General features: G+C 63.3%; 19 protein-coding genes. 9 read left to right on the forward strand and 10 right to left on the reverse strand.

Going from position 1 to position 25,996, the window contains the following annotated elements:
- The first annotated feature begins 9 nt into the window (after positions 1-9).
- The 3 genes from AC07VY_RS12180 to AC07VY_RS12190 all read left to right on the forward strand — a co-directional run bounded on the left by AC07VY_RS12180 (position 10) and on the right by AC07VY_RS12190 (position 5,321).
- Entirely contained in the window at positions 10-4,179 is a 4,170-nt protein-coding gene (locus tag AC07VY_RS12180) for a pilus assembly protein (RefSeq protein WP_495097625.1), read from the forward strand.
- Between the two features lie 9 nt (positions 4,180-4,188).
- Positions 4,189-4,758, forward strand: a complete 570-nt coding sequence (locus tag AC07VY_RS12185; protein WP_495097624.1) for a hypothetical protein — start codon at positions 4,189-4,191, stop codon at positions 4,756-4,758.
- A gap of 227 nt (positions 4,759-4,985) precedes the next feature.
- Positions 4,986-5,321, forward strand: coding sequence for a four-helix bundle copper-binding protein (locus AC07VY_RS12190; protein ID WP_495097623.1), 336 nt, complete (start codon positions 4,986-4,988; stop codon positions 5,319-5,321).
- 149 nt (positions 5,322-5,470) lie between these two features.
- On the opposite strand, the gene AC07VY_RS12195 is transcribed toward AC07VY_RS12190, so the two are convergent.
- The 3 genes from AC07VY_RS12195 to AC07VY_RS12205 are packed head-to-tail and all read right to left on the reverse strand — an operon-like array spanning position 5,471 to position 9,433.
- A complete protein-coding gene (locus AC07VY_RS12195) occupies positions 5,471-5,959 on the reverse strand; it encodes a hypothetical protein (RefSeq protein WP_495097622.1) in 489 nt (162 codons plus the stop codon).
- Positions 5,960-5,967: 8 nt separating this feature from the next.
- On the reverse strand, positions 5,968-7,170 hold the full coding sequence (locus AC07VY_RS12200; RefSeq protein WP_495097621.1) for an MFS transporter: 1,203 nt from the start codon (positions 7,168-7,170) through the stop codon (positions 5,968-5,970).
- A gap of 4 nt (positions 7,171-7,174) precedes the next feature.
- Complete coding sequence (locus AC07VY_RS12205; RefSeq protein WP_495097620.1) at positions 7,175-9,433, reverse strand: FUSC family protein; 2,259 nt, start codon at positions 9,431-9,433, stop codon at positions 7,175-7,177.
- 232 nt (positions 9,434-9,665) lie between these two features.
- Between AC07VY_RS12205 and AC07VY_RS12210 the strand changes: the two genes are divergently transcribed.
- Together AC07VY_RS12210 and AC07VY_RS12215 are read left to right on the forward strand one after the other, a co-directional pair.
- A complete protein-coding gene (locus AC07VY_RS12210) occupies positions 9,666-9,995 on the forward strand; it encodes a hypothetical protein (protein WP_495097619.1) in 330 nt (109 codons plus the stop codon).
- A 162-nt stretch (positions 9,996-10,157) separates the two neighbouring features.
- Positions 10,158-12,887 (forward strand): DEAD/DEAH box helicase, encoded by a 2,730-nt coding sequence (locus AC07VY_RS12215; RefSeq protein ID WP_495097618.1) that lies wholly within the window; start codon positions 10,158-10,160, stop codon positions 12,885-12,887.
- Between the two features lie 155 nt (positions 12,888-13,042).
- Here the strand turns inward: AC07VY_RS12215 and AC07VY_RS12220 are convergent, their stop codons facing one another.
- From AC07VY_RS12220 to ypfH, 4 genes are all read right to left on the reverse strand, one after another.
- Positions 13,043-13,984: a GSU2403 family nucleotidyltransferase fold protein gene (locus tag AC07VY_RS12220; RefSeq protein ID WP_495097617.1), complete on the reverse strand. Its 942-nt coding sequence runs from the start codon at positions 13,982-13,984 to the stop codon at positions 13,043-13,045.
- Between the two features lie 538 nt (positions 13,985-14,522).
- Entirely contained in the window at positions 14,523-14,828 is a 306-nt protein-coding gene (locus AC07VY_RS12225; protein ID WP_495097616.1) for a type II toxin-antitoxin system RelE/ParE family toxin, read from the reverse strand.
- A gap of 8 nt (positions 14,829-14,836) precedes the next feature.
- On the reverse strand, positions 14,837-15,121 hold the full coding sequence (locus tag AC07VY_RS12230; RefSeq protein ID WP_315427213.1) for a type II toxin -antitoxin system TacA 1-like antitoxin: 285 nt from the start codon (positions 15,119-15,121) through the stop codon (positions 14,837-14,839).
- A gap of 147 nt (positions 15,122-15,268) precedes the next feature.
- Positions 15,269-15,973, reverse strand: coding sequence for an esterase (gene ypfH / locus AC07VY_RS12235; RefSeq protein WP_495097615.1), 705 nt, complete (start codon positions 15,971-15,973; stop codon positions 15,269-15,271).
- Positions 15,974-16,258: 285 nt separating this feature from the next.
- On the opposite strand from ypfH, the gene AC07VY_RS12240 reads away from it, so the two are divergent.
- Complete coding sequence (locus tag AC07VY_RS12240) at positions 16,259-17,488, forward strand: Fic family protein (protein ID WP_495097614.1); 1,230 nt, start codon at positions 16,259-16,261, stop codon at positions 17,486-17,488.
- Positions 17,489-17,598: 110 nt separating this feature from the next.
- Here AC07VY_RS12240 and AC07VY_RS12245 read toward each other — a convergent pair whose 3' ends face one another.
- The gene (locus AC07VY_RS12245) at positions 17,599-18,285 is read right to left on the reverse strand and encodes a dienelactone hydrolase family protein (protein ID WP_495097613.1); all 687 of its coding nucleotides are present in this window, start codon (positions 18,283-18,285) and stop codon (positions 17,599-17,601) included.
- Positions 18,286-18,619: 334 nt separating this feature from the next.
- On the opposite strand from AC07VY_RS12245, the gene AC07VY_RS12250 reads away from it, so the two are divergent.
- Positions 18,620-20,746, forward strand: coding sequence for a TPR end-of-group domain-containing protein (locus AC07VY_RS12250; protein WP_495097612.1), 2,127 nt, complete (start codon positions 18,620-18,622; stop codon positions 20,744-20,746).
- Positions 20,747-21,068: 322 nt separating this feature from the next.
- Here the strand turns inward: AC07VY_RS12250 and AC07VY_RS12255 are convergent, their stop codons facing one another.
- Both AC07VY_RS12255 and AC07VY_RS12260 read right to left on the reverse strand, forming a co-directional pair.
- The gene (locus tag AC07VY_RS12255; RefSeq protein WP_495074150.1) at positions 21,069-21,413 is read right to left on the reverse strand and encodes a PRC-barrel domain-containing protein; all 345 of its coding nucleotides are present in this window, start codon (positions 21,411-21,413) and stop codon (positions 21,069-21,071) included.
- A gap of 161 nt (positions 21,414-21,574) precedes the next feature.
- Positions 21,575-24,202 carry a chemotaxis protein CheW gene (locus AC07VY_RS12260; RefSeq protein ID WP_495097611.1) on the reverse strand — a complete coding sequence of 876 codons (2,628 nt, stop codon included), beginning with the start codon at positions 24,200-24,202 and terminating at the stop codon, positions 21,575-21,577.
- A 164-nt stretch (positions 24,203-24,366) separates the two neighbouring features.
- On the opposite strand from AC07VY_RS12260, the gene AC07VY_RS12265 reads away from it, so the two are divergent.
- The gene (locus AC07VY_RS12265; RefSeq protein WP_495097610.1) at positions 24,367-25,134 is read left to right on the forward strand and encodes a tRNA-uridine aminocarboxypropyltransferase; all 768 of its coding nucleotides are present in this window, start codon (positions 24,367-24,369) and stop codon (positions 25,132-25,134) included.
- Between the two features lie 171 nt (positions 25,135-25,305).
- Positions 25,306-25,917, forward strand: coding sequence for a hypothetical protein (locus tag AC07VY_RS12270; RefSeq protein WP_495074145.1), 612 nt, complete (start codon positions 25,306-25,308; stop codon positions 25,915-25,917).
- Positions 25,918-25,996: the final 79 nt, after the last annotated feature.

Here is a 25,996-nt window from a genome sequence, read left to right on the forward strand (position 1 = left end):
GAGTTCGCCATGTTGATTTCTATCCTTCGCTCATATCTGGCCCGGGGGCTGACGGCCGCCTTGCTGGCCGTGGCCTGTGCCGCGCTGAGCTTGCCGGCATGCGCTATTGACCTGGCCGACTACCCCTTGTTCTCCACCGTCAAGGTGCCAGGTAATCTGGCCCTGGCCTTGTCGGTGGAGTGGCCCACGGCCACCACCTCGGCCTATATGAGCACCACGGCCTATGCCACAGGCAGTACCTTCATCGGCTACTTCGACTCCGAGAAGTGCTACCAATACGTCTATAACTCCACCACGCCGTCCAGCAGCTACTTCTTGCCCATCAGTGCTGCCAGCAGCCATTCCTGCGCCAGTGCCACCCAGCCCGCATGGAGCGGCAACTACCTGAACTGGGCGTCCATGCAAACGCTGGACGAATTCCGCTGGATCATGACCGGTGGCTACCGCAGTACCGACACCAATACCGGCTCGACTACCGACACCATCCTGACCAAAACCTATGCGGTCAATGACAGCACCACCTCGGCCCCTGACAAGGCCACCACCACCGCCACACTGACCGCATCCGGTACACCCTTCACCGGCTGGACCACGGCCTCGTCCCGCATCCGCGCCCTGGGCAACCGCATGTGGATCACCAGCAACGGCGATCTGACCAATGCATCGACCTCGGGCACTGGTACCAAAGCCCTGGTGGACTATTCCAACCAGGGAAGCAGTGCCAGTAACACCAGCGTTTATCAGCTCTATATCAACGTGGCTGTGTGTGTGTCGGCCGCATTGAAGGAAGATAACTGCGTGCTGTACGGCAGCACCTACAAGCCTGAAGGCCTGATGCAGACCTACGCCATGCAGCTGCGCTTCTCGGCCTTCAGCTACCTCAACCATAGCGGCGACAGCAGTGTGACCGGGCAGCAGCGAAACGGCGGGGTACTTCGCGCACGTATGAATTACATTGGTCCTTACCAGCCGGTGCCCGGCTCTGCAGATATCACCAACGCAGGTACCGTCACGATCGATGGCACTGCGCTCAACGGTGGCTATCCCGAGTGGAGCGCCACGACCGGCATCATGGCAACCAACCCGGACTACAACGACGCCTCAGATACGGTCAGCACCTTTGGTCTATCGTCTACCGCCGTAGTCCAAAGCGGAGTGATGAATTACCTGAACAAGTTTGGCAATTACTCGCATACCTATAAATCCAAAGACCCGGTTTCCGAGTTGTACAACACGGTGCTGCGCTACTACAAAGGTCTGGCGAACTGGGCGCCATACACATCCGCCACCTCTCAATCTAGTACCACCGCGACTACCACAGCGACTGCTTCGACCTATGCCACCTACGCAGATGGCTTTCCCGTCATCACCAAGTGGCGGGTGAGCGATAGCAGCAGCATGGGGGCCGACCCTATCCTCTATTCCTGCCAGAAAAACTTTATTTTGGGGATGGGCGACGTGAACACCCATCGCGATGCCAATCTGTATGGCAGTACTCTGCGCTCGGGCAGCACCCTCGATGCCACCCCCACCTATCCCACAGACGACACTTCCGTGAACGTGGCTACAGCCACCAATATGGTGGGCACGCTGGAGGGCAATTCCTCCCTGGGCAGTCTCTACGGCGATACCGGCAGCAGCACCTGCAGCACCTCGACCTACCAGTGGTGTGACACCTACTACATCGCAGGCCTGGCCTACGACGCCCACACCGTGGACTTGCGTTCGGACTGGACCGGCACCCAAACCATCAACACCTACTGGCTGGACGTGATGGAGAACCAGACCTACCGCCACAAGAACCAGTACTGGCTGGCGGCCAAGTACGGCGGTTTCACCGTGCCCAGCGGCTTCTCGCCCTATTCCAGCAGCAATAGCACCAGCACCCTGAGCGACAGCACCTGGTACACCAATTCCGACACCAGCTCGGGCCTGACGACCATCAGCCAGTCCGCGCAGACCGGCAGCGCCGCCGTGACTTTCTCCACCGACACCACCTACGACAAGCGTCCCGACAACTATTACTTCGGTAGCTCCCCGGCCACCATGAAGTCCAGCCTGACGGCAGCCTTCAACAAGATTTCCAGCGAGCTGAGCTCGGCCAACAGCACCACCTACGCCATGGCCTCGCCCAACGTGGTGACCGGCAGCGCCAGCTATTCCGCCAATTACGATCCTTCCAACTGGACGGGCAGCGTGATCGGCGCCACCGTGGCCTACGATACCAGCGGCAGCGCCACCATGACCGCGCAGTGGAATGCCCGCGACCTGCTGGAGGCCACGACCAGCCCCGCTAGCACACGCAAGATCATCACCTACTGCGACAGCGCCACCACGCCCGCAGGCATTGCCTTCACCGCCACGGCCATGGCCGCCTGCCCCACCACCGGGCGGCTGTACTACCCCTCGTTTGCCAGCATCACCGGCACCACGTCCACCTCCAGCACGGCAGCGGCAGACTACCTGGCCTATTTGCGCGGCGACCGCACCAACGAACTCAGTGCCACCGTTACCGCCACCAACCGCATCTACCGCAAGCGCAGCTATCTGCTGGGCGATTTTGTGGGCTCCAAAACCACCGCAGTCGGCGCGCCCAGCATGCCTTACTACGAGATGTACAACCTGGGCTACACCGCCTTCAAGCAAAGCTACGCCAGCCGTAAAACCGTGGTGTTCGCAGGCTCGAACGACGGCATGCTGCACGCGTTCGATGGCACCATGCCCGGCACCACCAGCACATCCACCACCGCCAGCTGCTCCACCTGCGGGCAAGAGCTGTTTGGCTTCATACCCAGCTTCGTCTACGGCACATCGTCCACCGCGGCCACCTCGGGCCTGGCGTCTTTCGGCAGCCCTACGCGTTCCCACTACTACCTGGTGGACGCCACGCCGCTGGACTTCGATGTGGACGTCAGCAAGGTCTGCAGCAGCGACACCAGCACCACCACGGCGGTGTGCAGCAAGGTCAGCACCACGCCGGACTGGCGCACCCTGCTGATCGGCGGCCTGGGCAAGGGCGGCAAGGGCTACTACGCGATGGATGTCACCAACCCCGGCACGCCCGAGACCACCAGCAGCGGTGTCACCACCAGCGCCACCTACGGCGACTGGACCAGCGAGACCAACCTGGCCGCCAAGCTGCTGTGGGAGTTCCCCAAGACCAGCGACACCACCACCATCGCCCGCATGGGCTACAGCTTCGGCGCGCCCTCGGTCATGAAAACGGCCAAGTACGGCTGGGTGGTTGTCTTCACCTCTGGCTACAACAACAGCGACGGCAAGGGCTACTTCTTCATCGTCAACCCGCGCACCGGCGCGCTGCTGGAAACCGTGGTCACGCCCGAGGGCACCACCACCACGCCGCTGAACATGGCCCATGCCTCGGCCTATACCTACAACCAGACCGACTACACCGCCGACGCCATCTACGCCGGCGACCTGCAGGGCAACCTCTGGCGCGTGGACCTGACCGGCACCACCGCCGCCTATTCCATCGTCAAGATGGCCACCCTGTACAAGACCTCCGGAACTCCCCAGCCCGTGACCACCCGCCCCCTGATTGAGGTAGACCCGTCGACCAACAAGCGCTATGTGCTGGTAGGTACCGGCCGCCTGCTGGCCGATAGCGATATCAGCAGCACGGCCATTCAAAGCATCTATTCCATCTACGACGGTACCGTGGGCAACGGCGCCTTCCAGGCCGCCAGCGTCTACGCCACGCCGCTGACCCGCAGCAGCCTGGAAGCCAATACCAGCCTGCTCACCGGCATTGGCAGCGCGCCCACCTCTACCAGCGGCTGGTACTTCGACCTGTCGGCATCCACCACCAGCCCCTATGTGGCCGAGCGCGTCAACGTGACCCCCACGGCCTACAGCGGCTCGGCATTCTTTGGCGTGAACTTGCCCAATGGCAGCGTGTGCAGCCCTTCGGGCACGGGCTATGTATTGGGCTTCAGTATCTCCACCGGCAAGAGCGTGTTGACCGACAGCTCGAGTACCTTGATCGCCAAATCCAGCACCATGTCCGGCGTCATCACCGACCTGGTGGTGCAGAACGTCAACGGCAAGCTGCGCGTGCTGGCCGGCGACAGCACCGGCACCACCGCCACCACGCCCGCCACCTTGACCACCGCCACTGGCGTTAGGCGCCTGAACTGGCGCGAAGTCTCCGCGCAGTAGGTGTTCGCTATGGCGTGGGTGAAGAATCGGGGTGTGCTGGTCGGCGCCATCTTGCTGTCCTTGCTGGGGCATGTGGCGGTATGGTGGGGCTTGCAGTCGGCCATGCCCCATACACCGCCTGTGTCTGCGGTGCAGGCCGCCCCTGTGCTGCAGGTGCAGCTGCTGTCGTCTCCATCCGCCATGGCGTCGATTACGCAAGTTGCCCGCGTGCCGGTTCCGTCGGCTGTGGCTGCGTATCCACCTCTGTTCCCGCCTCCAGCGCCCGCTGCGCAGGCCGAGCCAGACCCCTTCATCCCATCCGAGCTGCTTGACCACCCTCTGGTCCCCCGGTCCGCACCCGACATGGCGCTGCTGGACGGTCTGAGCTTCACTGGCCTGCCTGTGCGTCTGCGCCTATACGTGGACGCCCTGGGCCGTGTGGTCGATGTGGTGGTGCTGCAGGCCGACGCGGGCGACGAAGAGGCCGTGACCCACATGAAGGCCATGTTCCTGGCCACGGCCTACATCCCCGGCCAGCTGCAGGGGGCGGTCGTGCCGGCTCGGCAGGATATTGAGCTGAGCCTGGGCGACGCGTCTTAACGCCTCGTACTCCATCTGCCCTGGTAGCCGGTGGGTTCAAGTAACCCGTGGGGCCAAACCACACGCTCAAGGCCTGCAGCGCCACCGACTCCTCATGCGTTATATGGGACTACGGCGGTGCGAGCACTTGACCTACAGCCCTTCTGGTGCGGTCTCCATACACTGAATTCCTGACCTCGGTGTCGGCGCAACGAAGAGCCCCGGCACACCAGTTGAAGGAGTATGCAATGTCTCACGAAACGTATAGCGCGTGCATGCAAGCCTGCACTAGCTGCGCGACAGTTTGTAACCATTGCGCTGCGGCATGCCTGAAGGAATTCGACGTCCAGGCCATGACCAAGTGCATTGCGCTGGATACGGACTGCGCTCAGATCTGCACCGTAGCGGCCGCAATGATGGCGCGAGGCAGTGGCCATCTGCAGGAAATCTGCAAAGCGTGCGCCGTTATCTGCCAGTCGTGCGGTGACGAATGTGCGCAGCACGACATGGAGCACTGCCAGGCATGCGCGAAGGCCTGCCATCGGTGCGCTGAAGAGTGCCGCAAGATAGCCGCAACGGCCTGAACCAGAACCCATGGAACCGAAATATCCGTGAAATTCCGGCTCGATGCGGCGGCAAGCGCCGTCCTGCCTTATTGACTGCAGCGCCTTATGGAGAAAACATGCCCCTGGCGCAGGAAATGCCTGCGCAAGCAGCTATCAATTAAATAGCGTCAACGTGGCTTGGCAAAGCCGCCATCGGCCCAGGCTACGGCGCTGCTGCGGTCCAGCTTGAAGCTGGGCGCCACGCGCACCTCGGCCAGGGTGTCGCCGTTATCGTCTTCGGCGCGCAGGGTGGCGCTGGGGTTGTCTTCGTCGGGCGTGATGTCCAGGTAGACGGTGACGCGGCCTGTGTTGGCCGTGACGGTGATGCTCTGGTGCAGGCTGGCGTGCAACTGCTGCTCGTGGCGGCGCACGAACTCATTGGCCGTCTTTACCAGGGTGCTGAAGGCGCTGCTGTCCAGCGGCTTGGGGTTCTTTTTGTCGCGGCCCATGGTCCAGGGGCCTACCAGCGCGGGCTCGGGCTCGCCGTCTTTCAGCATGGCCACGGCCCAGCCGTCGTCGTCTTCGTTCTTGATGACCTGGGCGGTCCAGCCGTCGCCGGTCCAGAGCCGGGGTTCTTGTATCTTGGGGGCTTCTTCGTGCGGGGTGTCGTTAGGCATGGGAAATTTTAAACGCCCGGTTTTGGCGCCCTAGGCTGCCAGGCCAGGCCCAGCAGCGCCACGCCGCAAAAGCCCGCCCCCGCATAAAACGTGGCCGCCGCGCCCAGCCCGTCCCACAGCAGGCCGGCCAGTACGCTGGCCACCAGCATGGCCAGGCCGCTGACTAGGTTGAACAGGCCATAGGCCGTGCCGCGCAGCGTGGCCGGCGCGGTGTCGGCCACCATGGTGGCCAGCAGGCCCTGGGTGATGCCCATGTGCACGCCCCACAGCGCCACGCCGGCCAGCACCACGCCCCAGTGGCTGCTGTGCGCCAGCACCAGGTCGGCGGCCACCAGCACCAGCAGGCCGATGGCCAGTAACTGCTTGTGCCCCATGCGGTCCGACAGCTTGCCAAACGGGTAGGCCGACGCGGCGTACACCAGGTTCATCGCCACCATCACCAGCGGCACCAGGGCCACAGGCATGCCGCCCTGCTGGGCGCGCAGCACCAGAAACGCCTCGCTGAAGCGCGCCAGCGTGAACACCGCGCCTATGGCCACCACCCACCAGTAGGCCGGGCTTAGCTGGCGCAGGTTCTCGCGGCTGATGGGGTTGCTGCGCTTGGCGCCGGGCTGGGGTGCGGGCTCCTGCAGGCCAAAGAACAGCAGGGCCACGGCCAGCGCACCCGGCACTACCGCCACCCAGAACACCGCGCGGAAGTCGTTGGCCCACAGCAGCATTAGCCCCACGGCCAGCAGCGGCCCGGTGAATGCGCCCACCGTGTCCAGCGATTGGCGCAGGCCAAACGCTGCGCCGCGCAGATGGGGCGGCGTGATGTCGGCCACCAGCGCGTCGCGTGGCGCACCGCGTATGCCCTTGCCCACCCGGTCCAGCAGGCGCGCCGTCAGCACCAGTCCCATGCCGGGGGCGATGGCGAAGAGTGGCTTGGTCAGCGCGCCCAGGCCGTAGCCCAGCAGGGCCAGGCCCTTGCGCTTACCCAGGTAGTCGCTCAGCGTGCCCGAAAACACCTTCACGATCAGCGCGGTGGATTCGGCCAGCCCTTCGATGATGCCCACCGTTAACGCGCTGGTGCCCAGCACCGTCACCATGAACAGCGGCAGCAGGCTGTGCACCATCTCTGAAGAAATATCCATCAGCATGCTGACGAAGCCCAGTACCCAGATGCCGCGCGGTATCTGGCCCAGCGTGCCGGGGGCGTGTGGTGCGGCCATGGGCTCAGCCCGCGCGCTGGGCTTGCGTGGCGGCGCGGCGCAGGTCGCGCGCCATGCCGGTGGCCAGGGCCAGGCGGCGCAGCAGCCAGGGCGTCAGGTCGTCCTGCGTCAGCGGGTCGGGCCGGGGCTGGAAGGGCTTGTCTATCAGCGCCTCGGGGCTTTCTTCGCCACTATCTATCTCGCCATCCAGGCCGGGTATGGCGGTGTCGGGCGTGTCTTTGGGCGGGGCGGTCAGTGCGTCGCTGATCTGCTGCGCGGCTTTTTGCAAGGCCGGCGCGGCCACCGCCATGTCCAGCTGCGGGCGGCGCAGCAATAGCAGCGATTTGATGGCCGTCAGCTGCGCCAGCAGCCGGTAGCTGCGGCCCTGCACGGCCTCCAGCGGCTCCAGTGCCGGGCGCACCTGGCTGGGCTCGGCCAGGCTGCGTTGGGTAGCTTGTGTCAGGGCAGACAGGCTGTCATACGCCTCGCGCCGCGCCAGCCGCCAGGGCAGGTCAGACGCTTGCGCCGGCTCGCTCAGCGCCAGAGCCAGCTTGGCGTGCTGGCTTTGCGCCTGCAGGCTGCGCTTCACCAGGCCGGGCAGCTGGTTGCGCTCCCAGGCCGGCAGCACGTAGCTGAAGATCCAGGCCAGCGCCGCGCCCAGTAGCGTGTCGCCCACGCGCTCAGCCACCGCAAAGCTGGGCGCCACGCCCACCAGCAGCATGTGCGCCTGCAGCAGGCCGGCCAGCGTGGCAAAGATGGTGGTGTACAGGTAGCGCCGCAGCGCAAACGCATGCGCCAGCCCCATGGACAGCGCGGTAATGGCCAGCAGCGTGCGCGCGCCCGGGTGCGTGGCCAGCACGCCCATCACCATCAGGCAGCCCAGCACCGTGCCCGCCACCCGCGCATCGCGTCGCTGCAGGGTCTGCGCCAGGTTGCCGCGCATCACCACCACGATGGTGGTCAATATCCAGTACTTGTGCGCTGCCCAGGGCAGGTGCTGCGACACCAGGTAGCCCACGCCCACGGCCAGCGTGGCGCGCAGGGCATAGCGCAGCGTGGGTGCGCGCCAGGTCAGCTGGCCCAGCAGCGGTGCCCAGGCCCAGCGCGTGGGGCTTACAAACAGCTGCCACTGCGTGCGCACCGCTGCCAGTTCGGGCGGCAGGTCGCCGCGCGCCAGGGCGGCTATGCGCACCGCCTCGTCGTTGATGTGGCTGATGCGGTCTGCCATGCTGTGCAGCAGGGCCACGGCGCGCCGCTCGGCCGGTAGCACCGCCTCGTCCATGAAGCTGTGGCGCGGCGGCAGCGACTTGACCAGGTCGCCGCGCAGCGGTGCTATGGGTGCCAGGGCCTGCAGGCGCTTGCCCAGCAGCAGCGACAGGCTCAGCTGCTCCAGCTGCAGTGCGGTGGTGTTCAGCACCTGCTGCAGCGCGGGCAGGCGCACCGCGCTGCTCTCTACCAGCAGCAGCATGTCCAGGTCCAGGTCGCAGGCCAGTTGGTGGTCGCGCGCCTCCAGCAGGCCCAGCAACACCGCCGCCATGCGCATGCGCGCCGGGTTGGTGGGCGACTCCAGCACCACGTCGCGGGTGTTCTGCAGGTGGTCGGCAAGGGTGGCCTGCTGCTCCAGCATTTTGGCCAGCAGCGCCTGCGGGTCGGCACTGGGCGTAAAGCGCTGCGCCTGGGTGCGCAAAATCTGCGCAAAGCTGTGCATGCACTCGGCCAGCAGCTGCACGCGGTAGCGCCGGTTCAGCCAGTGCGTGGTGCATACGCCCCACACCAGGTATAGCCCCGCACCCAGCGCAAACCAGCCGCCATGCACCGCAATCTGGTCCAGCTCGCCCACCGGCGGCGCAGCCATGGAAAACAGCATCGAGAACAGCAGCGAAAACGTCAGCGGCCCGCCGCGCTTGCCCCAGGCCATCACCATCACAGCCAGAAAGGTGCCCGCCACCAGCACCACGCCCAGCAGCAGCACGTCTTCGCGCACCAGCTGCACCAGCATGAACAGCGGCGTACCCAGCAGCGGCGCCGGCAGCATCTGCATGATCTTGCGCCGGCGCGGCGCGGGTACGTCTGGCAGGCTGGTGATAAGCACCCCCACCGCCGCGCTGGACGCCCCCGCCAGCCCCGCCGCCTCAAAGATCAGCAACATGATGGCGATCAGCCCCAGCGTCACGCTCAGCCCGTTGACCACGTAGTGGCTCAGCGCCACGCGCAGGAAGTTTTCGCCGCGGGAGAGCAGGCGGGTGGAGAAACGGGTACGCGGGGGGCTAGACGGCTGGGCCATGGGGCGCTGCGTGTGGATGGCCGGTGCTTGCCATGGCCGGTTGGGGTTGGGCGGGGTGTGCGGTCATGCCGGGCAATTTAGCAGAGATGGGGTGGGCGAGGGGCGCGGCGCACGGACTCGCAAATGTCCTCAATTTTGGGGATGCCGCTTTCCTGCTGGGAAGGGCTTGTGGAGCAACATGTAACAACGTTGCAATTAGAAACACGGGGAGGCGCACATTGCGCGAATAGGTATGGCCGTTCTGATCCCCTCAATAAGCTCCTGTGTGTCGCGCATGATGTCTGGCGAAAAGCGCTCGGCCGAGCGGCTGGAGCAAAAGCTCGAAGACGGCTACCCCACCATGGCCCTGTGCGCCCGCGCGCTGGAGCAGCGCAGGCTGCCCTTCAACGTGCGCAAGTGCGCGGGGGACTTCAACCCCAGCGCCAATGCCATCCAGATCATGACCATGAAGGTCAGCAAGGGGCTGAAGTTTCCGGTGGTGGCGCTACCTGGTGTGGGGCATATGCCTGCGGCGGGGGAGGATGGGACGGGGGGCTACGCAGAGACTACTGATTACGGTTAGTGGAGAGGGTGGATTTGGCAAGCAACTGCACTCCAAATGTTTACTCACAGGTAAATCAAAATTTATGAAGCCTCTCATGTCAATCTCAAATATTGAACACACCGACATTTCTCACTTTGCTACTGATTTGATATGCATGTAACCCAGGGGGATAGCAAGAAGATGAAAATATCCGATGTGATCGGGCCAGGAGTCGATGCATGGCTGCTTCGGCGACTGCAGAGTTGGGAGATTGAATCACTAACAGACGTCCAACAGCGGGCGCTTGCCGCTGGTGCCGCTGCTGGCCGCAGCCTTGTCGTTAGTGCTCCTACATCTTCCGGTAAGACATTAGTGGGCGAAATTGCTGTCTTGTGTGCTCTACGAGCCGGACTTCGCGCGATCTACCTCGTTTCCCACAAAGCTCTTGCAGATCAAAAATACCTCGACTTCGTGGACCGCTTTGGAGAAAACGCCGCAGAACCAATAGGCTCCGTGGGACTGAACACAGGTGATCGCACGGAAGGCAACATAGACGCACAGTTGATGGTTGCAACCTATGAAAAGGCTCTAGGCCTATTCCTGAGTGGTCAGCTCAGGCCTAACAATTCTCTGATCGTTGCGGACGAGTTGCAGATTCTGGGCGATCCAGGACGTGGACCAGATATTGAAGCGCTCTGCTCAGCTCTACGCCAGCGTAGCATCAAGCAATTCGTCGCGTTGACGGCTACCGTCGAAAACCCTGAGGATATTGCTGGATGGATGCAATGTGATCTCGTTCGCAGTACGCACCGGGACGTGCCACTCTTCCAGGAGATTTGGTATGGCGGCCATGCCCATCGCACGAAATTCGGCGACGACAGTGGGCAGGATGTGCAAGGCGGTGCTACCGCAACTAATGACGTCGGTGCAGTCGTTGATCATCTGCTGAAACTTGGGCGTGGCCCTGTTCTTGTTTTTACGGAGAGCCGACGCGAAGCGCTGAATTTCGCGACCGCCTTCGGCAAGGGGCGCCCCCGCGTCGGCGCCGGCATTGCGTTGGCGCAGCAGCTCGATTTTTTCTCAGAACCGACAGAGTCATCAGATCAACTCCGCGAGAATGCCGAACGTGGTGTTGCCTTCCACACGGCGGATTTGTCACCACAGGAGCGTCAAGTCATCGAGGGGGGCTTCACAGAAGGTAAGTTCGAGGTATGTTTCGCAACGTCGACACTTGCTGCTGGAGTGAACTTCCCGTTTCGAACGATTGTTTTTTCCAAGCTGACCTATCGCTACGGCGACCGCGTGGGAAGCCATGTTGTCAGGTCTGACTACCGCAATATGTCCGGACGGGCCGGAAGGCTGGGCATGCACCCTGACGGGTTTGCTGTGCTGTTGCCGCAAAACAATGTTGAACTCGCGCATGCCAACATGCTGGTGCTTCCCGATAACGATCGGTTGAGTTCGCAGTTGGTGAACTTGAGTTTGCGTAAATCAATTTTGACGTTGGTCGCTTCGGGGTTGGCCAGCAGCTTTGCGGAGGTAATGACGTTCTTCGAGAACACGCTGTACTGGTATCAGACGCTGAATCGGAATCCCGCAAAACTGGAAGTGCTGACGACCGAAAGCCGATTAGCTGTTGATTGGCTCAATGCCAGCGGACTGCTCCGTGAGCAGGCTGGTACCTTGTTCATCACTCCGCTAGGTAACGCAGCGGCGATGTCCGGTCTGCTTCCTTCCACGGCAGTCCAGCTTGCTGCGATGCTGCGCACAATCGGACCAAGACTGGAGATCAACTTCGACGAGTGGATTCCGGGATTGATCTATGCAGCATGCGCCAGTGACGAATTTAGAGCCCAACGGCCATCCCGCTTCTTTCCATACCCGTCGAAGACTACTTACGAGTCAGTGACATTCTGGGGAGCACAGCTATTGCCTGTGGAGCTTGATCGCAATGATCTCAAGCTGGCTCACTGCGCCCATGCAGTCTTACTTTATGCAGAAGGGTTGGCAGATCGCAAGATCGCGTACGTAACCCATGTACCAGGGGGCATGATCCATCGCCTAGCGCTGGATGTGGCCTGGGTGCTGGATGGCTTGCACAAACTCTCCACTACACCTGAACTCGGTTGCTCTCAAGCGGTCAGCAATCAGATCGCTATGCTGGCACGCCGCGTCCGGTGGGGCGCGCCGACCGAGGCGTTAGACGTGTTGCGGGTTGCAGAACGACATGGTGTGCCAGGCTTCGGTCGGCAACGTGCAATGGGCCTTATCGCGCAAGGTATCGCAACGCTCCACGACGTACTGGGAGCTGCAAAAGACAAATTGGTGCAATTACTGAGAAGCGAGCCGCGAGCGCAGGCGCTGCTTGATGCAGTCTCAAGCACTGTCGGACTGGGGCCAAGTCGACTCGCCGCTGCGCATAACAAGACAGGGCAAGAATTGGGCGTCGAGCACCAAGTCAAGGCATGCCATGACACTTTGGGCACAGATTACGAAGAGGCGATAGCGACATTGATGCGCGTCGAAGCGGCGTGGGTCGTGACCGTGCTTGATGACGGTACACGCCCCAATGTTCCAGACTTGCTTATTGAGTTGGGTGCTCAGAAGATTCTTCTGGAATGCAAGACATGCACAAAGTCGCCCGCGCTCATCAAGAAGGAAGAAGCCTGGGCGGTAATTCAGAAGGCCGCAGATTTCGATCCGGTGATGAGGCGAGTGACATTAGGTAAACCCGCGTTCGATGAGACATCCAAGAAGAAGGCTGCGGCATCTAAAGACATCACGTTGGTCGAACACAGCGTGTTCATGGAGGGACTGCTGCGCGTGCATGGCGGCACACTGTCTGCGGCCGACTTCATGACCTGGCTCGGCAGCCCCGGTGTTGCAGAGTTTGAGAGACTTGGAGGAAGTCCAACCTATCTTGGAAAATAGTGCGGCAATACGCACAAGGCAATGGTAGGGTGGCGTGGTTCACCCGCAGCCAGGCAAGGAGTTGCTCGGGCGCCTCGAACGTGTGGTGCGTTGGTTTGCTTATGTATTGATAGCTGATAGCGCATATTCCACTAGGGCTACAGGCACAATTGACATCAATACTGCGGCAAATATTTGTCCAACAAAGTTTGCACGGTATCCGCCTGAAGCACATCCCTGCGCCGTTTGAGCGCTTCTCGATCGGCCTGGTTGGCCATCCAGCGTTTGAATGCGACAAACGTGGCGGGGTGCACGGTGTTCATGCGCGCCATGGTGCCGTTGGTGGCCACAATGACGGCAGAAAAGGCGGGGGAGTCCAGCAGCACATTGGCGCGGCGCGCCTGCACTACCCAGAAGTCTTCGTCTTCATCGCTCAGTTTGATGGGGTGCGGGTCGTCGCCTGCACGTTCGCGGCGGATGATGTCGACTTCAAAGCCGTCTTTGTTGACGGCGGTGTATTTTTGGCCCTTGCGGATACGAAAGCTGCTGTCCACTTTTTTCAGCACGCCCAGCATGGAGCTGTCTACTTTGGCAAGCTGGGTCTGGAAGAGGATGCGCTTGCGGGTGTCCCACAGCAGGTCGATGTCGCGGGTGGCCAGCGCGTCCGAGTCCAGCCGCACCCCGGCAGTGGCCTCATAAGCGTAGAGCGCGTGGGTGCCCACCACCCGGAAGTGTGGGCTCAATTGGGTGCTGGCTAAACGACCCAGCAGCGCCACCACCAAAGGGTCCACCCGGCCCACGCGCAAGGCGCGGTTGAGGCGCTGGTGTTGTTCCAGGGCGGCTTTGAGGCCAGATACGCGCTCTACGCTTTCGCGCTTGCGCTTGGTAAAGCGCTCATAAATGGCTTCGGTCTCGGTTGTGCGGGCTCCGAGGCTGGTCTCGGCTCCGGCAGGTGTAGTGCGCACCAGGTATTTGGCTTCGGGGGCCTGTGCTGGCCCGGCATGCCAATACATGCCGCCGCGCACGTGGGCAGCTTCCTCTTGGGCTTCTTCCAAAGCCTCGAAGGTGGAGACGGCATCAATGTATTGGCGTGCAACGGTGGCGCTGGTTTCTAGCATTTCGGTATGTTAGCGTGTTTCTATATTTCATACCGTAAACTATTTAAATTCATGCACTTATACATATTTTCATTTGGTTTTTAATAGGCTCACCCGGATCATTCAATAGCGGTAAATTTCAAGGACTTTCGCCGCGCGCTAACGAGGACGCTCTGCAAAACTCCCAGCGGTCTGTGGCAGCACGGCCTCGGGCGGTCTGCGGCGTTGCTTTTCTTGCCAATAGCTGCGGCTATGGGCTGCTCAATGCGCCTTGCATCCCATCCCGATCCGCACCACCACATCCTCGCTTAAGTTTTGCAGAGCATCCTTAACTATCAAGAAGCTGACGCGGGGCAACCCGACGATGGAGCCCAAGTACGCGGAACTCAAGAATTCTGGCCCTTCCGATGCTGAATGCTTCGAGCCTGAGGTGCATTAGCTTTCCTCGGTTGCCAATAGGTCAGACAGCGCCTGGCCTATTGGTAGCTGTGCCTGAATCCCTGATTGTCCAGACCATGTCTGGACAATCAGTAATGGCTGCGCGCCTATGCCAACTTAGCTAAACCCCGCTTTCTCGCTTAAACCCATCCTCCCGCTGCGCCCGCACGGCCAGCACAAACACGGTATCTATCGCCGCCACATAGCGGTACAGCGCCACATAGCCTCGCGTGGCGCGGCCAATGATGAGTTCGCGTTTGCCGTCTTTCACGGGCCGCCCAATCTGCGGGCTGTGGGTCAGGATTTGGATGGCTTCCAAGATGTCGCCAATGCGCTGGGGCGCTGCGGCTGGGTCGAACTGGGCGATGTGTTCAAAGAAACGGTCGAAATCGTCAAAGACTTCCGGGGCCAGCTCGATGTAGGTCATGCGCTGGGTTACTTGGCCATTTTGCGTGCAGCGGGTTTGCGCGCGGGCTCGCCGTTCGCCCGCGCGGCGAGGTAGGCTTTTGCTGCGTCCCATGGCACGGTTTTGCCGCTGGCTTGAATGTTGGCCCAACGCTGATCAGCCAGCGTGTTGAAGGCATTGTCCAGTTCCACCTGCTCCACGGTTTGGGAAATCGCATCCAGAATGAAAGCATGGGCGGTTTTGCCAGCGTGCTGCGCGGCAGCGGCGATGCGGGCTTTGAGGTCGTCTTCAATACGGATGGTGGTGGTGGACATGCTGCAGTCTCCTTGTAGACGTGAAATGGTAGCACATTCGTGCTACATGAAACACGGCGTAAATTGCTTCTTTTTTTATAGCTGTCAGCGCTCAAGTTACCTGCGCTAGCAGCCTGTTTGGCATACTGGCTACGGTGTGGCGACGGGCTAGCTGCCCTGCTGCTGCGCAGCTGCTTTTTGCACTTCTTCCCATTGGTGTTTGGGAATGTGGCCTGTCAGGCGTTCGAGCACCAGGTCCATGACTTCGTCGGTCACTGCATGGGCCAGGAAGGGGATGACGTCTGCCGTCAGGTCGCCGCCCAGCGCCACCAGGCGTTCTGCGGCGGACACGCAGTGGCCGTAGTGGATGACGGGGTCCGCCTTGCCGTGGATGAAATGCAGCGTGGTCTTCTCGGGCGCGCTGAGGGGTAGCTGCGCATAGCGGCTGGACAGCACGATGATGCGGGCAGCCAACGCGGGTTCGACCTGCGCGGCCTCCAGCGCCATGGTGGCGCCCTGTGCAAAGCCAAAAAGGGCCGTGGCACCGGGCTCCACGCCACTCTGGGTTTGCCAGTAGCGCAGGTTGTGCACAAAGGCGGGCACGGCCTGTGCCACGTGTGCGGCGCGCTGGTCGTCGTCGATGTCTTGCGTGGGGAACCACTGGCCGCGCACCTCTGCGTCGGCAGGCTGGGGCTCAGCCGCGTCGTAGGGGTACGGCGCCTGCATACTGACGATGAAGGCATGGGGGAAATGCGCGGCCAGGCGCCGCCCCAGGGGCTCCATGTGCCGCGCACTGCCGCCCTCGCCGTGGTGTAGCACCATGAGTTGCTGGGCCGGCAGGGCGGGTTGCTGGATGACGATGGAATCTGACACGAAGAGTCCTTATGGGATATGCCGTGTATTTTCTGCGGGAATGGCTTTGCAGAGGGATGGGGGCTTCTCCAGGCCTTGACTGAGCCATGGCCTTATGCGCCGGCTCTGCGTTTTGTATCGTCCAACCGAAGTGTGGTTGCTGCGCTTTTGATAGCTTTTGTGCTTATTCCATGTGCGCTAGCGGTCAATTTGGCACTGCTATCAGACGGAGGCTATTTTTCTGGCTGAGCCGTATTTGCAAAAATACACATCATTTTTTGATCCGTATCGTACAAAATACGCCTCATGCCCACCGCAACCCCATATCCCCACTACATCTGGCAGCACCGTGCATGGCCCCAGCTCACGGTGGATGCCGCTGCGCTGGCCCCCGCACTGGACCAGGCCCGGCTGGAGCAGGGCCGCTTGTTGGGACTATTGGGCGCCATTGGGCTGGAGCAGGCCAACGCCGTGCAGCGCGAGCTGTGGGTACAAGAGGCGTTGGCCACTGCCGCCATTGAGGGCGAGCAGCTTAACCTTGAATCCTTGCGCTCGTCCGTAGCGCACAGGCTTCAATTGGCGGATGCGCCGGGCTCCGATCGGTCGGTGGAAGGCTTGGTACAGGTGATGGGCGATGCGCTGGCCAATCACAGCGCGGCGCTGGATTTGGATCGGCTGTGCCGTTGGCAGTCGGCGCTGTTTCCGGGGGGCACGTCGGGCATCACGCGCATTACGGTGGGGCGCGTGCGCGACCACGCCGATGCCATGCAGATCGTTAGCGGTGCGCTGGGGCGCGAGGTGGTGCACTACGAGGCACCGGCGTCAAAGCAGGTCCCTGCAGAGATGGCTCGCTTTTTGGCATGGTTTGAAAGCACGCGGCCTGCTGCAGGTGCTGCCGCAGTGAACGGCATTGCGCGTGCTGCGCTGGTGCATCTGTGGTTTGAGTCCATCCACCCGTTTGAAGACGGCAATGGTCGCCTGGGTCGCGCTCTGGCTGACATGGCGCTGGCGCAAGACATGCACGCGCAGGACGCACAAGCCAGCCCGGCGCTGGTGCGCGTATTTGGAGTGGCGCACCAGATGCTGAAAACCCGCGCCGCGTATTACGACGCGCTCAACCATGCGCAGCGCTTGCGCGGCATAGCGCCCGAGGCCAGCGCGATTGACGTCACACCGTGGGTGCTGTGGTTTGTGCAGGCGCTTGCGCGCGCCTGCGTTGCCAGCCAAGCCGTGGTGCGGGATGCAACGGACAAGGCGCTGTTCCGGCTGCGGGCGGCGCAGTGTCAAACCAATGAGCGCCAGCGCAAGGTGCTGGACCGGCTGCTGGAAGCCGGGCATGTGGGCTCGGGTGGGGGCTTCTTGGGCGGCATGACCACCGAGAAATACGCCAAGATCACTGGCGCCTCCAAAGCTACGGCCACACGCGACTTGGCGGATCTGCTGGCCCATGGCTTGTTGCGCGTAGAGGGCGTGGGCAAGGCCACGCGCTACGCGGTGAACGCGCCGGGTTGGGAGCAGCCTGTGCTCAAGGGGTGAGTGCAAGTCAGAGCGGTTTTCTGTAGCTAGTTTTTAATAACCCCAAGCCCATATTTCTGTTGGGCTTGCGGCTTGTCTGGCTTCCAGAAATCGCTAGCGGGCCAGGCGTTTTACCCCAGGTGCTTGCCAAAGAACCGCAGCGCCCGGTCCCAGGCCTGCTGGGCCCACACCGGGTCGTACTGCGTGGCCGGGATGCGGCCGGGGCCGACGGCTTCTTCGTTGGCAAACGCGTGGTGGGCCAGGTAGCGGTGGAATTCGAAGCTGACGTCTGCGGCCTTGAGCTTGTCTTCCAGCGCAGCCACGGTGTCGATCTTGAAGAACTCGTCTTGCGTGGCCCAGTGGCCTTGCAGGGGAATCTTGATTTTGCTGGCGTCTATGTATTCCAGCGGCGGGCAGCCGTACCAGACGACGGCGGCGTCCAGCTCAGGCGCCTGGGCGGCCAGCAGGGTGAGGGCGCCGCCCATGCAGAAGCCGGTCAGGCCCAGCTTGGGTGCGCGGGCCTTCATGAACTGCAGTGCGCCGCGGATGTCCTGGCTGGCGGCGTCGCCGAAGTCCAGGCCGGTCATCAGGTGGTGGGCTTCTTCCTGCTCCACCGTGGCTTTGCCGCGGTACAGGTCGGGCACCAGGGCCTGGAAGCCGGCAGCGGCCAGGCGGTCGGCCACGCCCTTGATCTGGTCGTTCAGGCCCCACCATTCCTGGATGACCACAATGGCCGGGGCATTGCTTGCGGCCGGCTCGGCCAGATAGCCCTGCACGGTTTTGCCATCAGGGCGTGCGTAGTTGACGAGGGTTCCCATCTTTGCTCCTTGTTGTTGAGAGGGTCAGCGCGGTATTGTGGGCAGAACGCGTGGCTGAGGGTGCTGTGGGGGGATTGGGTGTGGGCTGGATGGCGGTCGTGCCGGCGCACCGCACGGGCTTGCAAAGTAGCGCGCTAGTTTTTTGATAGCTGCTTGCGCAAGTACTATCTGCGCTGGAGGCCGATTCTCTTCAAATATTTTGAGCGGGCTGCAGAGCCGTATGGTTTGGGGGCGAGTCCGTGCGACTGGCCCCATCGAGCCAGCTTTGCACCCGGCCGGTACAGGGCGCCGCAGCCCCGACAATGCAAGCCCCACCGCGCTACCCACTATCCCCATGACACTCTCCTTGCCCCGCTCCTTCGCCACCCTGTGCTCCTGGGCTGCACTGTCCACGGCCCTGGCGGCCAAGCCTGTCGATTCGTACCCCCGGCTGTCCGACAACACCGCTGCCTCGCAGAGCCTGGAGGTGCGCAAGGTCTTGCATGGCGATGTGGATGGGGTGTTTGCCGTGCCGCGCACGCGGCAGGTGGTGGCTGCGGCGGGCGGGTATTTGTGGAAGTTCAGCGCGCAGGGCGAGCTGCTGGATTCGCTGCGCGAGCCTTCCAACCTGTACACCTCGGGCGTGGCGTTCACGCCGCTGTACTACATCGACTGGGTGTTCACCGGCGAGCGGCAGCGCAAGGCCTATGGCCCGCCGCTGAATGGCAATGCGTTGAGCCCCGCCGAGCTGTGGGCCACGCTGGACAAGGCCGACCTGGTGGAGTTTGGCGAAACCGACACCACGGCCTGGGCCTATATCTGGAAGGCGGGCAAGGCGCAGATCATGGACATCACCGCCCACCACAAGCAGGTGGATGACTACTGCCACCCGCGTACTCACTCGGCCGAGGCGCTGCGCTGGAACGCCACCTGCCTGGACGGCTACCGCACCCGCCCCCAGGCCTGGAAAGAGGTGGAGCCCGAGCAGTTTGAGGGCTACAGCGACAGCCCGCCCCCGCGCGCGACGGTGGTGGACTTTGACCGCCGCAAGTACCACATGGAAGAGGGCCTGGGCGGCCAGCTGTTCGGCGCCACCATTGGCCTGGCGCTGAAGGCCTGGGGCGTGCCCGGCGGGCTGCCCGAGCGCTATTGGTTTGGCGATGCGCACACGCAGCTGCACGTGGGCAGCGAGGTGGTCCAGTTCAAAACCTTTGTGGCCCATGCGCGGGGCGACTACCGCTTCTCCGACATGCGCTGGTGGGACCCGGCGCCGGTGGTGCCTGGTGCCAGCCCCTGGTTCACCCAGCATATGCGGACCTATATGGAACGCTCGGGCGAAGAGGCGCTGCTGCCCTATTACGAAAAAGACATTGGCCTGTATGTGGTGCGCCCCAAGGGCACGGGCCAGCCCGCCGCCGCGCAAGGCCCGCTGCCCGAATGGCGCCCAGTGTTTGAAGGCCCGGATACGCGCAACGCGGCGGTGACCGGCATGGTGGAGTTTGCCGCCCAGCCGTCCGCGCACTATTGGCTGCGCAGCCCGCCCCCGGCCAAGCGCTTGGAGGGCATGGGCCCCAAGGTGGACGTGCGTGCGCTGTGGCCCACGTTGCGCCAGCTGCCCGCCGCGCTGCAAGTGCAGTGGAACACCGCGTACGACCAGGACGTCACCATGCTGCGCGTGACGCTGGATGCCGAGGAAACAGCCTCCGCCTTCAAGCAGCTGCGCAGCAACAAGGCCCAGGCCGCACCGCTGGAGCTGGTGGTGCGGGTGCTCGACTTGAGCGGCAGCATGGACGGCATGCAGGTGCAACTGCGCAGTGGCAGCACGCTGCTGCCCTTGACGCAGGCGCGCTTCAGCTATGTGGTGAAGCCGCCGGTGGAAAAGGTGTCTGACCACGCGTTGCGCGGCGTGCTGCAGACTGCCACGGCCGCCGCCAAGCTGCCGGGTGCCGCGGGCCTGCCCGCCTTCCTGAAGCAGGCGCAGACCTTGGCGCAAGACAAGGAGCGTGCCGAAGCCCTGGCACCCAACGTCACAGCCGCCTACGCCGAGCTGATCAACGCCTACAACGGGCAGAAGGATTTCAAGGCCGCGGCCACGCTGGTGCGGCACTACCTGCAAGAGGTACACCCGCTCATAGGCCACTACAGCAAAGACCCTGGCCAACCCTACAACATCACCGTGATCGCCAGCCAGACGCTGGCCATCTACAGCCAGCTGGCGCCGCAAGACAAGGACCTGGTCCCCGCAGTGATGGCCACGCTGATCGGCCCCAACTTCAACCCGCAAAAGCAAACCAACGGCACGCTGATGTACAACCTGGCCTGCCACTACGCCGTGACCGGCGACAAAACCCGCATGCTGGAAGCCCTGGCCGTAGCCCGCCGCCTGGGCAAGCGCCCAGAACAGTTCATGGCCGACTCAGACTTTGCGCCGTACCAGAAGGACGCGGAGTTTTTGCAGGCACTGGCGGCCGCACAGCCGTGATGCCTGGGTGGGGCAGGGGGGGCATCCAGTCGCCTTTGAGTCCCGCGTATTTGCTGCAGTTTTTGTAGCTGCTGGTGCAGGTATTGTCTGCGCTAGAGGTTGATTTTCCTGATTGGATACATGCCTCAGATGGCGACCTCGCACATCAAAGCCTCCGTTCGCCCTGAGCTTGTCGAAGGGCCTGCGAATGGAGCCCTTCGACACCTCAGGGCGAACGGTTGTGGTGGTGCGTCTGAGGTATGAACCAGGTGGTTTTCTCTAAACTTGGCTTGTCAGCGGCCGCGCTGTAGCGTCCTTGGTCGTGAGGTTGCGTCGTGGGTGGCTACATCCAGTCCACGCCGTAGTGGTTGTACACCTTGCGTCCATACGCGTCCGAGTATTCCGGGGTTTCGTCGGAAGCGTAGTGGGGTGCACCTTCGAGCTGCGTTTTGTCCACAGGGACAACATAGCCCTCGCGCTGGGTGTCGTACTTGAGCATGCTCCACGGAAGCGGGAACCGGTCTGTGCCCATGCCCAGAAAGCCACCAAACTCCATGACGGCATAGCGCACCACGCCAGATTGCCGGTCGATCATCAGGTCGTCGATGGACCCCAGCTTGTCGCCATTGCCGTTGTAGACAGCACTGCCTTCAACCTTGTCCGAAGAAATAATTTGGCTATCAATCATCTTGAATCTCCTTCGGGTACAGCCAGTCAACAAGATGTTGGCGGGTCTGAAGAATGGTTATCCGCCGTTCGGCTTGAAGCGGCCAGCGGTGTGCAGGCTGAACCCGCGTAGGACCATGCGCCTTGCGCCCGGCTGCACTACTTTTGCGGAGACGCCGGGCTTTACGCAAACAAACGCTGTACGGCCGGGTCCAGGCTCAGGTCTTGGGGCGCCAGCTCGCCGGTGCTGCACTGCTGCAACCAGGCCAGCGCAATGCGGCACAGCAGGGTTTGCTTGTCTGCTTGCAGCGGGGTGCCGATGGTGACGGAGACCACGGCGTCTATCAGCGATACGGCGTTGGGGTCGGTGGTGGTGCGCAGGGCTTGCAGGGTGCGGGTGTCGATATCGATCATGCCGCCCAGGGCGTCGACGCGCAGCGCGAATTCACGCTGTCTGCCGTCTTCCATCGGTATCTGCAGCACCAGCATCTGGCGCGTGGGGTCGGGCTCGCGCGAGGGGGGCGTGCCGTGGGCGCCGATGACGCCGTGCAGGTCCAGCACCTGGTAGACTTTGCCTTCAATTTGCGCGAAGCCCAGCATCGGTGGGCGGGCACTGCCGGCGCTCATGACGGCGGTGTCAGCCGCCGCGTTCAGGATGTAGCGCACGTCCAGGCCCAGCCAGTGGCCGGCGATGCCAAAGGTGCCCATCTGCAGGTGGTGCTCGGCGGGAATGCGTGGCGTCTGGCGCACCACGGGCAGGTCGGCGTTGTCCTTGCCGCTGCGCGGGCACAGGTGCCGCAGCGCCTGGCAGCGCAGGCCGTGCGTGTAGTGGTCGACGGTGCCGAACTCGCGGTAGCCGCGCCCGGGCGCGTCGCCCACGCCGTACAGCTGGCCTTGCATGTCTATCACCGGCTGGCCGGATGCGGCTTCTTGCAGCGGTGCGTTGCTGGGCCGCTGCATGCTGTTCGGGCTGGTGTGCAGCAGTTGGCCGCTGGGGTCTACAAAGGCCAGCAGGTCTTGCGTGCCCATGCCTTCGGAGCAGTCTTGCAGTATGGATTGCATTTGCGCATGCGCATCCCAGACGATGGCGATGCCACCCAGCGCTGCCGCCTGGCGGGCCTGCGGGTTGTGAATGGCCGCGGCATAGACATAGGTGGGGCCATCGGCATAGAAGCGGCTGGGTGCAAAGGGGCTGACGGTGTAGTCCTGCTCGCCGCCCAGGCGCAACGTGGCGGCTACCCAGGTCTCATCCAGCACCGTGCCTACGTGGTGGGACTGGCTGGGTTGGGACACGGCCAGTACCTGGCCCTGGCGGTCAAACAGCACCAGGCAGGCATAGACGGTGTACAGCCCGTTGATCTGCTGCAGCACGGCTGTGGATTGGTCGCAGCCGATGGTGCCGGCCTGCAGCGTGGCCGCGAACTGCGGCGTCAGTGCCCACCAGCGGCAGTCGTTGGCGCGCTCGTACAGGTTGCGGTCCAGTATCTGCATGGCCAGGTCGGCGCGGTGCTGTACATCGCGCAGCATGGCGCGCATAACCACCTCGTGCAGATCGCGCAGGGCGCTGGCAAAAGCCTGGGCGGTCTTGTGGGCCGTGGCGCCGATTTCAGACAGCAGGGTTTTGGCAAACAAGGTGTCGCGGGCCTGCGACTCGGAGCCGTTGGCTGCCAGGTGGTTCAGCTCCAGCAGCCCGTTCCAGACCGAGCGCTCCAGGGCCGACTGGATGGCGGCCGAGCGCTTGGGGATGTGGCTGAGCTCGCCGGCCAGAAAGTCCGGGTTGGCACAGACTTCGTCCATCAACGCGAAGGTGGTGTCGTTGTCGTCCGCGTCAAAGGCGCCGTCCAGCGGGCGCATGGCCAGGCCGCGCCAGCCCGGGCCGGTGTAGCCCTGGAAACCCACGCTGTCGCGCACCACGGCCAGGTATTTGCGGCCCAGATGGCGCAGCATGAACGTGCCTGGGCTGGCGGCCTGGGGCAGTTGCCAGCCCGGTGGGAGTTGCAGGGCGTCGCTGGAATGCAGCACCTGGCCCTGGGGGCTGACCAGGGCCAGCACGGCGTCGTGGCCCTGCGGGTTGTCGCCCTGTACCTGGGCAAAGATGGCGGCAGCCTCGTCGGCCAGCTTGAACTGCAGGCACAGCACGCCCGACGGCCGGCCGGCCACGGCGACTGGTTGGGCGTAGAGCAGCGTGGGGGCCACGTCTGTGGCGTCCGCGCAAAAGCCGTGCACGGCGTAGTGCTCGGTATAGGCGGCCTGGCTGCTGCGCACCTCTTGCAGAAATGCCGCGTCTTGCGCGCTGACCGGGGGTCTGTGTGTGGCGGCGGAGGAAAGCGAGGCCTGCAACTCCGACTGCGCATCGAACAGAAAAATATTGTCGTACACCGTGTACTTGCTGGCGTAGCTGTGCAGGCGGGCTTCTATGGCCGGGCGCTGGCTGGCATCGGCCTGCGCCAGGTAGTCGGCAATGGCGACGTCGGTGGCAAAGAAGCCGATGTCGGCCGTGCGCTCGAACAGGTTGCGCACCAGGATGTCGATGCTGACCTGGGCCTGCGCGCCCAGGTCGTCCAGTGCGGTCTTCAGCGCCTCGCTGGACAGGCCGCGCATCATCTCCTCGGATAGCGCCGCAAAGTCCTGCCGGGCACGGGCCAGATCGCCACCGGACGAGGCTTTGGCCGATAGTGGCGAGAGCGAGGACAGCAGCGACAGGTTGTCCCACGCAGCCTCTATGAGTCGTAATTCTTGGCGTTGTTGCTGAACGCTGGGCATGTGGCTCAGCAGTTGTCCGGGGTGTAGGAGTGGATGGGGCTGCTGCATGGTCACTGTTGGAGATAACGGAGCAAGCACAATTTTGTGTGTTTGTGTACTTGCGTATTGAATGTAAGCAACTGTTATGCCCAGGGTCAATGGTGGATCACCCGGGGGACTCCCGACCACACCCGACAATAGGGCCTCTGCCCACGCCATTCCCAAGACTTCCCATGCCCCACGCCACGCCCTTCGCGCACCATGCACCCCACGCGGTGTCCCGCCTGCGCTCTGCCCGTTTGGCGCGCAGCGCCAAGCCTTTTCTGGCGCGGGGCGGCTCCAAGGTGGAGCGCTGCACAGGTTGCCGGTTGGCGCCCAGCTACTGCATGTGCGCGCTGCGCCCGGCGGTACCTACGCGGGCCGGGGTGTGCCTGCTGATGGCCGATATCGAGCCGCTCAAGCCCAGCAACACCGGCTGGCTGATCGCCGACGTGGTGGCCGACACCTGGGCCTTTGGCTGGGCCCGCACCGAGGTGGACCCGGCCCTGCTGACCCTGCTGGCCGATCCGCAGTGGCAGCCCTACCTGGTGTTCCCCGGTGAGTTCGTGGCGCCCGGGCGCGTGGTGACGGACCTGCTGCCGGTGGACGCCGCCGCCCCGACCCCGGCCAAGCGCCCGCTCTTCGTGCTGCTGGACGCCACCTGGCCCGAGGCCCGCAAGATGTTCCGCAAAAGCCCGTACCTGGACCCGTTGCCGGTGCTGAGCCTGCAGGCCGAACGCATCTCGCGCTACAAGCTGCGTCGGTCCCGCCGCGACGACCATTTCTGCACCTCCGAGGTGGCCGGCCTGTGCCTGGAACTGGCTGGCGAGCTGCATGCCGCGCAGACCCTGGAGGCCTACCTGGACGTCTTCACCCACCGCTACCTGCAAGCCAAACAGCAGCAGCCCGTTGACGCGGACAACGCGGCGCACCAGCAGCTGCGGGGGCTGCGGTTGGTGTGAGTTTGCTATTTTTGTGATAGCTGATGGCGCAGTATTTGTATGCGCTGGAGGCTTGCAGGGTATGGATTTTGGATGCCCCTAAAGTCCCGCCTGCGCTCTGAATAGCCCTGCACACCGCAGGTTCACATGGCGTCTATAAACTTTGCGGCTTTCCTCTTTTGGAGCCGTTCCATGCTGTTGATGACACGCCGCACTGCGGCCTTTGCTCTGTGTATGGCTGCCAACCTGGCGTTTGCCCAAGCCGCCCCTGCCCCTACCGTGCGCGTGCGCGGCACGGTGCAGAGCGTGGCGCCCGGCCTGCTGACGGTGAAAGACCGCAGCGGCGAGGTGGTGGACCTGGTGCTGCCCGAGAAGACGCCGGTGTCCGAGGTGTTCCCCATGGCCATGTCGGACATCAAGCCCGGCAGCTTCATCGGCACGGCGGCCATGCCGCAGGCCGACGGCACCGAGCGCGCCATCGCGGTGATGGTGTTCCCTGAATCGGCGCGCGGCGTGGGTGAAGGCCACCGGCCCTTCGACATGCTGCCGCAAAGCACCATGACCAACGCCACCGTGGCCGATGTGGTGGCCGCGCCCAAGGGCCGCACCATGCAGCTGAAATACAAGGACGGCGCCCGCGACATCGTGGTGCCGGAAGACGCGCCGGTGGTCAGCTTCAAGCCCGGCGACAGCAGCCTGCTGGTGCCCGGCGCCAGCGTGTCGTTGTCGGCCCAGGTGCTGAACGACAAGCCCACCGTCACGCGCATCAGCGCCGGGCGCAACGGCTTCCAACTGCCGTATTGATTTGCTCTTGATTCCGTAGCTGCTGGCGTAGGTACTGCCTGCGTCAGAGGCATTTTTTATCTATACCCCGGATTTGCCC

It is taken from the genome of Rhodoferax sp. GW821-FHT02C08 (genome assembly GCF_059421805.1).